Annotated in this window: 13 protein-coding genes; 8 read left to right on the top strand and 5 right to left on the bottom strand. The window is 42.0% G+C overall.

Translation table 11 applies throughout. The features are described from left to right. Window positions 1-19: 19 nt before the first annotated feature. The gene (locus tag V5804_RS17145) at window positions 20-196 is read left to right on the top strand and encodes a hypothetical protein (protein ID WP_369592636.1); all 177 of its coding nucleotides are present in this window, start codon (window positions 20-22) and stop codon (window positions 194-196) included. Here V5804_RS17145 and V5804_RS17140 read toward each other — a convergent pair. Next, on the bottom strand, window positions 193-3,498 hold the full coding sequence (locus tag V5804_RS17140; RefSeq protein ID WP_369592635.1) for a UvrD-helicase domain-containing protein: 3,306 nt from the start codon (window positions 3,496-3,498) through the stop codon (window positions 193-195). The two genes, V5804_RS17145 and V5804_RS17140, sit on opposite strands and share 4 nt — an antisense overlap. A gap of 148 nt (window positions 3,499-3,646) precedes the next feature. Next, the gene (locus V5804_RS17135; protein ID WP_369592634.1) at window positions 3,647-4,738 is read right to left on the bottom strand and encodes an acyltransferase family protein; all 1,092 of its coding nucleotides are present in this window, start codon (window positions 4,736-4,738) and stop codon (window positions 3,647-3,649) included. Window positions 4,739-4,926: 188 nt separating this feature from the next. Here V5804_RS17135 and V5804_RS17130 point away from each other — a divergent pair, with 188 nt between their 5' ends. The 6 genes from V5804_RS17130 (at window position 4,927) to V5804_RS17105 (ending at window position 9,855) form a co-directional block, all read left to right on the top strand. Continuing rightward, window positions 4,927-5,160, top strand: coding sequence for a hypothetical protein (locus tag V5804_RS17130; protein WP_369592633.1), 234 nt, complete (start codon window positions 4,927-4,929; stop codon window positions 5,158-5,160). A gap of 10 nt (window positions 5,161-5,170) precedes the next feature. Then, window positions 5,171-6,334, top strand: a complete 1,164-nt coding sequence (locus V5804_RS17125) for a hypothetical protein (protein ID WP_369592632.1) — start codon at window positions 5,171-5,173, stop codon at window positions 6,332-6,334. A 255-nt stretch (window positions 6,335-6,589) separates the two neighbouring features. After that, window positions 6,590-6,802: a heavy-metal-associated domain-containing protein gene (locus tag V5804_RS17120; RefSeq protein ID WP_369592631.1), complete on the top strand. Its 213-nt coding sequence runs from the start codon at window positions 6,590-6,592 to the stop codon at window positions 6,800-6,802. Window positions 6,803-6,830: 28 nt separating this feature from the next. Beyond that, window positions 6,831-7,394, top strand: coding sequence for a helix-turn-helix domain-containing protein (locus V5804_RS17115; RefSeq protein WP_369592630.1), 564 nt, complete (start codon window positions 6,831-6,833; stop codon window positions 7,392-7,394). An 11-nt stretch (window positions 7,395-7,405) separates the two neighbouring features. Further along, window positions 7,406-8,770: a hypothetical protein gene (locus V5804_RS17110; RefSeq protein ID WP_369592629.1), complete on the top strand. Its 1,365-nt coding sequence runs from the start codon at window positions 7,406-7,408 to the stop codon at window positions 8,768-8,770. A 260-nt stretch (window positions 8,771-9,030) separates the two neighbouring features. Then, window positions 9,031-9,855, top strand: coding sequence for a 5'-nucleotidase, lipoprotein e(P4) family (locus V5804_RS17105; RefSeq protein ID WP_369592628.1), 825 nt, complete (start codon window positions 9,031-9,033; stop codon window positions 9,853-9,855). A gap of 1 nt (window position 9,856) precedes the next feature. On the opposite strand, the gene V5804_RS17100 is transcribed toward V5804_RS17105, so the two are convergent. After that, window positions 9,857-10,960, bottom strand: coding sequence for a Gfo/Idh/MocA family oxidoreductase (locus V5804_RS17100; RefSeq protein ID WP_369592627.1), 1,104 nt, complete (start codon window positions 10,958-10,960; stop codon window positions 9,857-9,859). A 44-nt stretch (window positions 10,961-11,004) separates the two neighbouring features. Continuing rightward, a complete protein-coding gene (locus V5804_RS17095; RefSeq protein WP_369592626.1) occupies window positions 11,005-11,577 on the bottom strand; it encodes a hypothetical protein in 573 nt (190 codons plus the stop codon). Window positions 11,578-11,796: 219 nt separating this feature from the next. Between V5804_RS17095 and V5804_RS17090 the strand changes: the two genes are divergently transcribed. Further along, window positions 11,797-12,129 (top strand): hypothetical protein, encoded by a 333-nt coding sequence (locus tag V5804_RS17090; RefSeq protein ID WP_369592625.1) that lies wholly within the window; start codon window positions 11,797-11,799, stop codon window positions 12,127-12,129. Window positions 12,130-12,131: 2 nt separating this feature from the next. On the opposite strand, the gene V5804_RS17085 is transcribed toward V5804_RS17090, so the two are convergent. Beyond that, window positions 12,132-13,604, bottom strand: coding sequence for a hypothetical protein (locus V5804_RS17085; RefSeq protein ID WP_369592624.1), 1,473 nt, complete (start codon window positions 13,602-13,604; stop codon window positions 12,132-12,134). Window positions 13,605-13,610 lie beyond the last annotated feature (6 nt).

The raw sequence follows: 13,610 nt of genomic DNA, 5'->3' as shown, positions 1-13,610 counted from the left end.
TGTATAATATCAAATTATTATGGTAACCGATCAAGAAAATACTTTACTTACGAAAGATGATGTTTTAGTTTTGAAAGAAGATGTTCTGCTATTGAAAGAAGATGTTTCAAATTTCAAAACAGAAATCATTAAATGGATAATAGCCGTTGGAATAGCAGAAGTTGTGCTCATCGTTTTGTTGGTCAAATTTCTCTAATAAACCGCCACCAACTCCTGCAAAAACCCGTAATACAAATAGCTTTTCACATTCCTGTAATTCATATCCGTTAACAACTTTCGGTACGCTTTTACCTGCGTAAAATGTTCCGGCCGCTGGTCTGCCGTGAACTTAAAATCAATGATCAGCACTTCCTCATTTCCGATTAAAACTTTATCCGGACGGTAACTTTCGCCTTTACTGTCAATAATGGTTTGCTCGCTTAAATTTTGGTAAGGTTTGCTCAATAATGCTTTCAAATCTTTGTTTTGCAACACGCTCAAAGCATTCAGCCTGATTTCTTCTTTTTCGGCTTCGCGGATCAAACCTTCCTGCTGCATTTCGTTGATGACTTTGGGCAGTTTGGCTAAATCCATTGTTCGGGCAAGTAGTTCGTGCAGGATGATGCCTTTGTGTTGTGCAGCGTCTCCGCTCAATAAATCCAGCTTGCTCCAAACTTTTTTGCTGGCCAATGCCTGACTTAACCGCTGCGAAACCGGATATTTTTTCAACTGGATTTTTCCGGCCGATGCTTCTTTTACCGATACTTTTTCGGTAACGGGTTCGTCCAGCACAAAATTTTCATTGATAAAAGAAGCATTCAATCCGGCCACCGGTTTCTTCAACGCTTCCAAAATCAAATCGCCGACGATACTTGTTTTACAATCATTTTTGCCTTGCCCCGGCGCGGTGATGTACAAGTGGTTGCGCGTACGCGTTGTAGCCACGTAAAGCATGTTGAGCGCGTCCATCAAATTGAAAAGCAGTTCTTCAAAATAAGCTTTGGAAAAAGCAGATTTGCCCAGCGCTTTTTTATAATTTACTGGAACCGATTGCAGCTTTTCGTACGGCGTTTCCTGTGTATCTACCCAAAAAATACTGTTCGTCAGGCCGTCTAAATCCCAACTGCAAAACGGCAGCATCACCACATCAAAAGCTAATCCTTTTGATTTATGAATAGTCATCACCTGCACGGCATCGTTTTGCGTCCCTGATGGTAACGCTTTTGATTGGCCTTCTTCTTCCCACCACTCTAAAAAACGCGTAATCCCCAGTTCGCCTTGCTGCGTAAATTTGGCCAGCATATCGCGAAAAGCAAACAGATACGGCAAATGCAATTGCTGCTGGTCCAGATCGTAAACGGTAATCAATTGTTCGGCCAGTTCGTTAAGCGGTAACTGCTGCCAAATGTAAAAATTACGGCAAAGTTCGGGCGGCAGCAGGTTTTGCAAGCGCGTTACCGGCGTATCTTTTAACGTGAGCCAGGCACCGGAAGGAACCGTTTTGCCCAACTGTTTGAAATACAATTGCACGCACAACGCTTTGTACAGCATGGATTGTTCGTTCTGCGTAACCATCAGTTGCAGCGTGCTGACCAATAATTTTACGGCCGAATTGTTGTTGATAAGCAAAGCCTCGCCCGAAAGCACTTCGTAAGCGCCAAATTTTTCGCCTGTTTTTTCCTGCTTGATTTTTCGGGATTGCTGGTCGGCCATTAAATGACCGATAACTTCCCTTGCTTCGCGATTGCTTCGTACCAAAATGCAAATTTGCCCGGCCTGGTATCTGCCCGAACCAATCCAACTGTTAAGCTTTTCTGAAAGTTGAAACAGCGCCGCTTCCCGAACTTGAGAAGGACGAAAAAGATTATTTTCTACCGGTAAAAACAGTACTTCCACAGAACCGCCGGGCAGCGTGCTGCCTGATTTTTTCTGAAAACTTTGCTGGTAAGCATCCGGAATGATTTGGTCTAAACCAACAGTTTTCCACCAGTTTTCGTACAGCACTTCATTGCCTTCTTCCAGCACTTTTTGGTTGATAAAAGCTTGCAGAATTTGCGGGATTTCACGGAACAAATGGTTGTTAAAGTCAATCACGTTAGCCGCGCTGCGGTAATTTTCTTCCAGCGATTGGTCAATCACGTTGTGGCCGCCAATGTCTGTTTTGGCTTTGTGCAAGAGAATGCGCCAATCGCCGTTGCGCCAGCGGTAAATGGACTGTTTTACATCGCCCACAATTAAATTGTCGGTAAACTTTCCGGTGGCTTCGGCCAGCGCATTTTGCAGCAGCGGCAAAAAGTTGTCCCACTGAAAAGCCGAAGTATCCTGAAACTCATCAAACAGAAAATTTTTGTAGCGGTTGCCCATTTTCTCCCAGATAAAGGAAGGATTGTCCTGCTGATCGGCCGTAATTCCTTTCAGCAAAAACTGCGCATCGCTAATCAATAAAGTTTGGTTTTCTTCGCGGTAATCTTTCAGCAAACCGGCCATTTCCTGCATCAAACGCAAATAATACAAATTGGCGTTGATGGCTTTGGCCATTTCGTATTTGCCGGTTTCCTGCTCAAAAAACGCTTGTAAACGAAGCAAAATTGGGTTCAGGTTTCGGTACAAACCAGCAACCGAAGCCGTTAAATTTCCGCCTTTTTGGTATTCCTCCGGATTGTCAATTACTTTTTTTAGGTCGGTAAAAACAGTATGGTCGCCAGCGGCAAGTTTATGGATTTTAGAAAACGGATGCCGGGATTTTCCTTTCAGTTCTTCCAATCCAACGCCTGATTTTTCCCAGCTTTGCAAAGCTTCTCCTCCTAAAACTTTAAAAGATTCTTCAAAATAAGCCAAACGGGCACGCGTCAGTTTCATCAAATCCTGAAACAAAGTTGCAGCGTCCAACTCTTTCAGCGCGTTTTCAAAAGGCTGGTAACGTTCTTTAAAAATCTCGCTGGTAAGATCAAGCAGTTCTTTTCGGTAGTTCCAGCTTTTGTTCTCGCTTACGCGGTCCAAAGCCAAATTGATGATCCATTGCAGCAGTTCGGGCTTTTCGTCGAGCCGTTCGTTTAGTTTATCGGCCAAAGCTTTTTTCACTTTGTCCTGGTTCATTTCCAGTTTGTAACCGGCATCCAAACCCAATTCAAACGTAAAACTGCGGATCACCTGCTGCACAAAACCGTCAATCGTGTTGATGGCAAAGCGGCTGTAATCGTGCAAAATGCGCCGGTAAATTTTATGCGCCCGCTCCTGCAATTGGTTTGGGTTGAGGAGCGGATGCGCTTGCTGAATGATTTTTCGGAAAACCGCAGCACTTTCATCGCCCAAAGCCAACGAACGAAGCACGCTCAAAATACGGCTTTTCATTTCTTCGGTGGCTTTGTTGGTGAAGGTTACGGCCAGCACTTCGCGGTACTTTAGCTCGTTATCAAACAAAAGCACCAGGTAATGCGCGGTGAGGCTGAACGTTTTGCCGGAGCCAGCCGAAGCCTGCAATATTTTGAGCGGTTTTTGTAAAGTCGGGGTTAAATTCACTACGCTATATTAACGCTTTTTTTCGGATTTCTCCTATAATTTTTAGCAATGTGATGCTTCTTTTACCCTATAAAAATTGGTGGTTTATTTGGGTTTTCTTTATTCGGTACAAAATTCAAAAACAAAATTTATGGGCATAAAAGAAGCATTACAAGTTTTTCTTCATCCTGGCGGTAAAATATTTGCGCAGGGGAAGATCGAAGAAAACCAAAACGTAATACGCAAGGCCAATTAACAAAACGGTTGCTATCGGGATTACAATTTCCAGTTGTCCCATCGTTGGTTTTTTTGCTTCAACATAACTAAAAAACACCCAGATAAACGGATAATGGACCATGTAAAGCGGATAAGAAATTTCGCCCAAAAATTTGCAAATGCGGTTGCTTTTGACACTCAGGCTGGCACCTGCGCCCAAAGCAATTAAAAACGGAAAGTAAAAAATGACAATGGCAGGATCTGTTAGGCGGTTGAATTTATCGTTAAACGGAACCAGGAAAATGACGGTCAGCAATATACCAATCGAGATAAAACCCAGGCGGGATTTGATGATCCATTTGGAGCGGTAAACCAGCATTCCGGCCAAAAAAGAATAAAAAACACGGACACCGCCGCCCGTAAAATTGCCTTTGCCCCAGCCAATACCTAACTGGCCGGCGTAATGGGCTTCCCAGCAAAGTAAAACTGCGGCAACCAACAATAAAAACCACAACGTTTTGTTGCGCAATTTAAAAAGGACGAGCGCATAAAAAATGTTGGCCACGTATTCCCAAAACAGCGACCAGGTTGGCGGATTGAGGTGGAAAAAGTTGAAATAACGTTCGGGCACTGCCGCAAAAGGGACCAACAGGCAGGAAGCCAGAAACATCAGGAAAGTTTTGCCGGAACTGTATGCTGCGTGCAAATTGCTTAACGGATCGAAAACAAAGGTGAGCAAGCCCAACATCGAACCGATTATGACCAACGGATGCAAACGGATCAGCCTCAACTTAAAAAACTGTATGGCGCCTATTTTCTCCAGTTTGCTATCATACGCATAAGCAATTACAAAACCGGACAAGCAGAAAAAGAAATCAACGGCCAGGTAAGCATGTGCAATAAAGTTTTTAGGATAATCGGGAACGGCAATTTCCATAAAATGGAAAATGACAACGGCAATTGCCGCTATTCCCCTCAGCCCATCCAAAATTTCGAAATGCGGTTTGGTTTTTAAAACAGCAGGTTCTGGTTTTGTTACGCTCATTCCAGGTTTTATTAGGTTTGATGCAATAATAACCGTTTATGTAACTTAGTCCAAAAAGTATCGGCTTGTATGATTCTCGGTGATGCTTCTTTTACCACCTAAAAATTGGTGGGCCAAAACATATTTATCTTTATCAAAACCCTTAACCTTTTAATGCTGTTGTTTTCAATTATCAATTAACATAAGCTATGGCAAAAGACAGAGAAGGGAAATTTATCCCGCCAAAAGGAAAACCATCCGGTTCTGGTAAAAATACAAACGGTTTGAGGGATGCTTTTGCAGGCACAGACCCGGAAACGGATGAAAACCTGACCGAGAAATATACCGACGGGCCAGACCAGCCTGCGGACAACGTGTACATACGGCACGCCAACCGCAACGTAAACAAAGGCGAAGACACAACCGATAATGACAACACTTAAATTGTAAAGCATGGAATTATTATCAAAAGAAGAGTTTGCAGAACTGGCAAATTACCAATCAGATCCTTGTGTTTCTATTTTTATGCCAACGCACCGTTCATCAGAAGTTGTGCAAAATGAGAAGCAAGACCCAATTATTTTAAAAACGCAGCTTCAGGAGGCAGAAAAGCAGCTTCGGCAAAAAGGGATGAGCAAAGGCGAAGCGGAACAATTTTTACAACCCGGCCACGACTTGCTTCAGCATGAACTTTTTTGGAACAACCAGTTGGAAGGGCTGGCCATATTTATCGCCGAAGGGTTTTTTAAGACACTGACCTTGCCGCTGCCGATTAAGGGAGAACTGGTCGTCAACAGCTCCTTTTATATCAGCCCGTTGATGCCTGTGCTTACCAACGACGAGCAGTTTTATGTCTTGGTTTTTAGCAAGCACGTGTCCCGGTTTTATTTGGGGAACGCTTATGGGATGCAGGAACTGAACGCCGTGGTTTTGCCCCAGGGGATTGACGACGTGATCAATTTTCAGGAAAAAGAAGGAAACCAGATATTTAGGGAAGGTGGGCCGGCACCGGAACCTGTGCCAACGGACACTTACCCGCACAATAGCTCGCATTATGCCAATGAAAAGGACTACCTCGCCAATTACCTGCGGGCTATAGACCAGGGTTTATGGAAACAGGTATTGGCAAACGACCATAAACCGCTCCTGTTGGCGGCCGTGGACAGCGAGGTTGGCGCCTACCGCCAGGTTTCGCGCTACAAGCACATATCTGAAGAAGCCATTTTTGGGAATTATGAACGGGAAGACAAATTAGTTTTATGGGAAAAAGCCCGCGAAAAACTGGCGCCTTACTTCAAATCTGTCCACCAGTCTGCGCTGGAAAATTATTATAACCACATTGCCACGCCGCTCACTTCTTCTATGCCCGAAACCGTAATACCGGCAAGTTTTTACAGCCGTGTTTCTGATCTTTTTGTACAAAAAGACGCGCACATTTGGGGCACGTTTAACGAAGCCGACAACAAATTGGAAATCCATGACCAAAAGCAGGAAGGCGACGAATGCTTGGTGAATAAAGCAGTGGTAAAAACAGTATTGAATGGCGGCACGGTACACATCCTCGACGCAGAAGAAATGCCGAAAGAAAGCATTATTGCTGCTTTTATGCGTTATTAGATTTGATAATTTTTAAGTGAAAGAAAAGGGATGCAATTTTTTGCGTCCCTTTTTTTATGCCGGTAAAAGAAGCATTGAAACTTTGAGCAATCGCAATATTATATAAATGTCTTCCAAAATCTTGTAACGCATTTGCTTTCGGCAGGAAGTATTTTTGCACCAATAATTCAGCACTGATTTTTACCCGATAAAAGAAGCATCGGCAACAATGCTTCTTTTACCACACAAATTTTTATGCTTTAACAATTCAAAAAAATGGAAACTTTAAGATTTAAAACGAATATTAAATGTGGCGGTTGCATTGCTGCCGTTACACCTTCTCTAAACAACTTAAAAGGGTTGGAAAAATGGGAAGTTGATACCGCTTCTCCCCAAAAAACACTTACCGTACAAACGCAGGATGCCCAAACAATACGGCAAATTGTTGCCGTTTTGCACGAAAAAGGGTTCGTTGCAGAACAACTGTAATTCTGATTGTTAAGACGACAAAAACCCCATGAAATTACACATCAAAAATATGGTTTGCGACCGCTGCATTTTGGTTGTGAAACAGCAGTTAGAAAATTTAGGGTTTCAGGTAGAAGCAACCAGCCTTGGTGCTGCTTCTGTGGAACCCGAACCTGATGCTGCCCAATTAAGCGCCATCGGTTCTGCCTTTAAAATTCTGGGGTTTGAGTTGATTGATAACGAAAAAGACCGTTTAGTGGCGCAGATCAAAAGTTTAATCATCGAAAAGGTCCACCATACAGACTTAACGGATTCGCATGTTGTTTTTTCGCAGTACCTTTCGGCCCATATACATAAAGATTATGCTTACCTGAGCCGCGTTTTTTCGGAAGCAGAAGATGTTACGATTGAGAAATTTATCATTCAGCAAAAAATTGAAAAAGTAAAAGAACTGCTGGAATACGGCGAACTGAACCTGAACGAGATTGCCTGGAAGATGAACTATAGCAGCAGCGCGCACTTATCGGCACAGTTTAAAAGCATCACCGGCCTAACACCAAGCCAGTTTAAAACATCCGGCTTGGCGCAGCGCAAGCCGATTGATAAAATTTAATTTCTGTTTTTATGAAGTATTTATTCGGCCTGTTGATCCTGTTAATTGGATTAAAAAACCAATCTCTTGCCCAAAAAATGGACATGGATATGGCGGATACAAGCAGGCATCACCAAAAAAACACCCATAAAAACAGCATGGAGATGATGGATGAAGATATGGCTGGTATGAAAATGATGTCAAATTCTCAATCCAAAAACTTACCGATGAGCAGAAGCGGATCGGGCACAAGCTGGCTGCCGGATGCTTCCCCTGTTTATGGCATTATGTTGCACGGCCAAAATTGGCAGTACATGGTTCATGGCAATGTTGATTTCAGGTACACCAAGCAGGATTTGTTTAACAAAGGCAGCCGCGGTGCCGACAAGCTGGATGCGCCAAACTGGTTTATGGGCATGGCGCAGCGGCAGGTTGGTAAAAATGGTCTGCTGCATTTTAATTTGATGCTGTCGCTTGACGCGGTTACGGAAGGTGGAAACGGTTATCCTTTGCTTTTCCAATCCGGCGAAAGTTGGAAAGGCCAGTCCTTGTTTGACCGCCAGCACCCGCACGATCTGTTTTCGGAATTGTCTGCCAGTTACGCCTATTCTTTTTCTAAAAAAACTGACCTGAGCTTTTACATCGGTTATCCCGGCGAACCTGCTTTAGGCCCGGTTGCTTTTATGCACCGCCCTTCGGCCATGGCCAATCCTGATGCACCGATTAGCCATCATTGGTCTGATGCTACCCATATTACTTTTGGCGTGGCTACCATTGGTTTCCGCTTTGATGATTTTAAAATCGAAGCCTCCTCTTTTACCGGCCGCGAGCCGAATGAAAACCGGTATAATTTTGATCAGCCTAAATTTGATTCCTACAGCGCGAGGTTAAACTACAACCCTTCTGCAAACTGGGCTTTGCAGGTTTCGCACGGTTTTTTAAAAAGCCCGGAAGAACTGCACCCGGAAGAGAACGTTTCCCGCACAACAGCTTCGGCAACCTACAGCCTGCCTTTAGGTGATGAAAAAACTTTTAATGCAACTGCTTTATGGGGATTGAACAAAACACCTGCCCAACAGGGCGATAATTCTGCTTTATTTGAAGCTAACTTGCGGTTGAAAAGATTAGACTTTTATACCCGTTACGAATTTGTTCAAAAAACAACAGAAGAATTGGTTTTAAACCCTGTTGTTTATGGCAATGATACCGTTTTCCCGGTTAACGCCATCACTTTAGGTTTAAATTATGACCTGTTCAGGCTTGGCCCTTTAAACCTGGCAGCAGGCGGACAATTGAGCTATTACGGTGCCGACAGCAGGTTGAACGGTTTGTATGGCAAAAACCCGATGGCAGGAGAAGTATTTTTACGCTTGTACCCGAGATTAATGAAAATGTAAACTACCCTTTTGCTTTTAGCGTTGTTTTCGATTGCAAAACTGACAAAGTATAAATTTAAAATCTTTAAGAGCCCGTTTTAAATTTGTTCAGTATATTTTCCATGCTTCTTTTATCACCTAAAAAAACAGCAAACATAAAGTTCTTGATCTGTTTAAGTGATGCAAACACCAATTTTTATAGGGTAAAAGAAGCATTAGTGCTTTTTCTCGAATAAATTTAAACAGGCTTTAAGTTTACCGTAGTTTTACTTCTGAAAAAAATGAAAAAAATTGTTGTATCGCTGTTGCTGGTTTCGGCGTTTTGCGCTTGCTCTTCTAAAAAAAGCGTTGTTTCTACAGCCAGAACAGGCATTCCGGTTGTTGTTGCACCTGCCATTGGTGGCAAAGTAATGGCCAACCTTTGGATGCAGCGTGCGGCAGAATACAAAGCTTTGTGTTTCCAGGCTTATAATTTTGCGCGTTTACGTTTAGACCAGGCTTTATTGCAACCAACAACAAAACCAAAAGCTATTGTTACGGATATTGATGAAACCGTTTTAGATAATAGTCCGCATGATATGAGCGAAGCTTTGGAAGGAAAGGATTTCGACCTAAAAACCTGGAAAGTCTGGACGGCAAAAGCAGCAGCAGACACGATTGCAGGGGCGCCGTCTTTCTTAAAATACGCGGCCAAAAAAGGTGTTGAAATATTTTACATTACCAATCGTGATAAAGACGAGCTGCCGGGAACTTTAAAAAACCTGCAAAAATACGCCCTGCCAAATGCTGATATTAAACATTTGCTGCTAAAAGAAGCCTCGTCAAGCAAAGAAACGCGGCGGCTGCAAGTGCTGCAAAACCATGAAGTAATTATGCTTTTGGGCGATAATTTAAGCGATTTTTCTACTTTGTTTGAGCATAAAAACTATGACGAGCGTATGCAAAACACACAACAACAAGCAGCAGAATTTGGAAAAAAATTTATTGTATTTCCCAATCCCGCTTACGGCGATTGGGAAAGTGCATTGTACCAGTACAATTACAAGTTAAATCAAACACAAAAAGATTCTGCCTTAAAAAAATGGGCGATAAAAGAAGCAAATTAATTTAACCAATCTTTTCGCGTTTGCCCGAATCCAGGCTTCGGTAAATTGCATCAACAACCAACATATCTTTTAAGCCTTCTTCACCAGGAACGCGTGTTGGTTTTTTGGTGATGACACAATTTGCAAAATCGTCCATTTGCAAAGCCTGCTGGATAACATTCGGAATGTTCATCGGCCCGTTTGAGGTTCTGCCGTCAATACCGCCGTAACCATAAGCCGGTTCCAGTTCAAAAAAGCCTTTTTCTGTTTTTGCTTTTAAATAGCCCCAGTTGTTGTTATAGCTTGATTTTCCCTTCGTTACCAAGCCTCCCGGAAATTCCAGTTCCCAAAAAACGGTTTCGTCCACGTCTTTAAACAATTCCGGTTTTGTTTTTTCCTGGGTTGCTTTTACAGCGATTGGCTCTTGTCCCAAAGTATATCGTGCGCCTTGTATCGCATAAATCCCCATATCCATTAATCCGCCGCCGCCAGACATTGCTTTTTTTAGCCGCCATGTTGGCGGCCCTCCCCAAGTAAAACCATTGGCTGTTTCTAACTGCGTTACTTTTCCTAAAACTTGCTTTTGGCCTAAGCGCATCACTTCCAGGTTATGCGGTTCAAAATGCAGGCGGTAACCAATCGAAAGCATCCGGTTTGCCTGTTTACAAGCCATAATCATTTCCCGGCAATCTGCTGCGTTTAGCGCCATTGGTTTTTCGCAGATCACATGTTTTCCGGCTTTTGCTGCGCGGATGGTATATTCTTTGTGCATCGAAACCGGCAGCACGACGTAAACAATATCAATGTCCGGGTTTTGGGCGATAGAATCAAAGTTTTGGTAGTTGTAAATATTTTTCTGCGGGATGTTGTACTTTGCCGACCAGGTTTTGGCTTTTTCCGGCGTTCCGGTTACGATCCCGGCCAAGTAACAATTTTTGGTTTGCTGCAAAGCCGGAGCCAATTGTCCGCCTGCATAATTTCCTAATCCCACCAAAGCAATACCCAATTTTTTATCTGCTAAAAGAAGCTCATCAAACGATGCAAGCGCCGAACCTAAAGTTAAAGCGCCTGCACCAAGCGAAAGGTGACGGAGAAAATCGCGGCGGGAAGTTGGGTTGGGTTTCATAGAAAAAGGCTTTACTTTAAAAACTTCGTTAAAACAAACTTGTTTTAATAAGCTATATGTTGCCTTTCTTCAATTAAGGCTGTAACCCAGATGCCAATGAAGGGAATCAGGAAAAAGAAAGCGGAGTAATTATATACTATAAATATGGCTATAAAAAATGCCGGTATCCATATTAAGAGCTTGTTAAAATATTTCTTTTTCCTGAAAAAGGCTATGCTGATTAATGCCCCATTGGATGCGATAAGCAATAGCCACAAAATGGCCGACGATCTGTTGCTTCCGTTTTTTATTGTCATAAAAGCATTAGACAAATCCTTCCTAAACTGAGGCAATGACTCGGCTATCGGAAATGCAGCAAAAAGGAAGCCTAAAAACATGGCAAGAAGCAGGATTTCGGTTTTGATTTTAATTTTGATTTTTTTTGTTTTTGTTTTTTGGTATAATAAAGCAGCAAGCCAAATCAAGATAAAAGGGAACAACAAGGGAATTGCCAGCAAATTGAAGAACACAAAAAAGATGATATATAGTAACGGTGCACAAAACAACAACTCCGGAAAGTGCTTTTTACGGGTTAAAAACAGCAAACTTATTGTAATAGCATGTGCTACTAAAAGCAAAGCCCAGATGATAAATATCGAAAAGTCATAATAATCGGATTTGATGAAATCTGTTAGATTGGGGAACTCCATTTTGTAAACGACCATCCAGCCAAACTCATTAACAGTAAAATTGGAGAAGAACGAAAATACGATCATCAAAAAAAGCAATCCTTTCATTCTGTTACTTTTAATGTCAAACCTGCCTTTTTACTTTTAATCCATTGTTTAATAAGTGCGATGATCCATATAATAATAAAGGGTACTAAAAAAAATGCCGACAAGAAATCAAATAATATAAAAATAAAAATAAATACTACAGGGAAGCAAAATAGCGTAGTGAAAAAAAATGGCTTTTTGGTTAAAAAAATCAAACTTAAGACCGACAAGTGTGATATTATCAATATTATCCAAGCTAACAGCCTTTCGGCACTAATCGACCCGGCCTTAATCATCGACATTGGTGCTAAAAATTCGCTGCTAAACAACCCCCACCAACCGAGATTGGTTGGTATAGCAATAATAAAAGATAATAATATCAATAATAAAAGTAAAGCTTTCATAACATATTAGTTTTAATTACAGGCTCCATGACTGCTTGGTGCTTGAGAAGAGGTAGTACTAACTCCTGGCATTGAAAGTAAGTCTTGCCCGTATTGACCAGGCGATGTATTTAATGATCCATTTGGTGCCCCATTTGGTACATTGACGTTTGCTTGCCACATCCAATGTATGGCGGCATCCGTACAATTATATTCGTTTATTCCAAGAATCGAATTTACAGAAAGTTGATATTGAGCTAAATTACCGTTATCAACTACAAGTTGTAAAGCCGCATTAAATTGTGATGCATTTACCGAAGAGGTATAGCTAACGTCATATGGATGATTGCTATCATCTTTTATAACTCCTTTAGAATAAATACCATTTCCTCCAGGATAAAAGCCCATAACTTGTGTAACAGATGTTCCGTCGGTATTTATTTTTTCAAATCCTACGAACGTATGCCCTACATCAAACCATTTTCCATCTGGTAATTCCCAATGTCCTTGTGCGTAAGTAGCAATCGCATATGGGGCATTAGTTCCCGGTGATGGTTGATTAACATATAAAGTCATTTTATACTGGCTTGCGGTTTTCCCATCATTAAAACAATTGAAATATTTAACTGGATCAATTGTAGGCTTTCCATCATTAACATAGGTAGAATTTGCAATATCAGTAGATGAAAGAGTAGGGCTTGAGCTGCCAACACTGCCACCTCCGCCGCCACTATAATCTACCCCGGTAGGCCCGCTACCAGTACCATCGCCAAAGTCTATCCAACTGATTGTGCATTGCAGATAATATCCCTGATCATGGCAGTACCATGTTAGCCCTCCATCTACGGAAACACAAACCCCATATGGTTCCGTAACGCATATTTCGTCATAGGCATCCGTTTTAAGATTCATTGCTTTAAGTGGGCTGCTACTGTTGGCTGTATAATCGGGTGCGCCCAAGTGTTTTTCGGTGCCATTCTTGATACTGTAGCCCTTAATGAAATTACCATGCCAGTCCCAAACATTGATTATGCCCGAAAAAGGCCTGTCCCTGCCCCTGTTGTTAAGGCAAGTGGTATCAGGTATACGCGTTACCACTTCTGTGCACATAACCCCTTTTTTGTTTTTGTAAATAAACAGACGTGTCAACGAGCTTAAAGGCAATTCGTTTACGCCCACCTTCATATAACTGTTTTCTTTATAATGTACCGGCAGCACAACTATTTTACCTGTAGAGATGGTTTGGGTATAGGCAGAATCCCAATTTATGGTTTTGGTCAATAATTGGATAGGTGTTTTATAAGCATTTAACGCATTGGCTTTTACCGAACCTGTTTTCAGGCCACTGCTTTCAAAGTAAGTTTTGGCATCTGCAATTAGTTTGGCATCTTCAGAAGCTGTTGGGTCTGTTTGGGTTGATTCTTTTCGACAGCTATTAATAGTAAAGGCGGCAAGCAAAAGCACAAGGGCTATGATATGCCGCAGGGAGATGTAATTTTTTTTCATAATGTC

Source organism: Mucilaginibacter sp. (genome assembly GCF_041088075.1).
Lineage (GTDB): Bacteria > Bacteroidota > Bacteroidia > Sphingobacteriales > Sphingobacteriaceae > Mucilaginibacter_A.
This window is presented reverse-complemented; position numbering and strand designations above follow the sequence as displayed.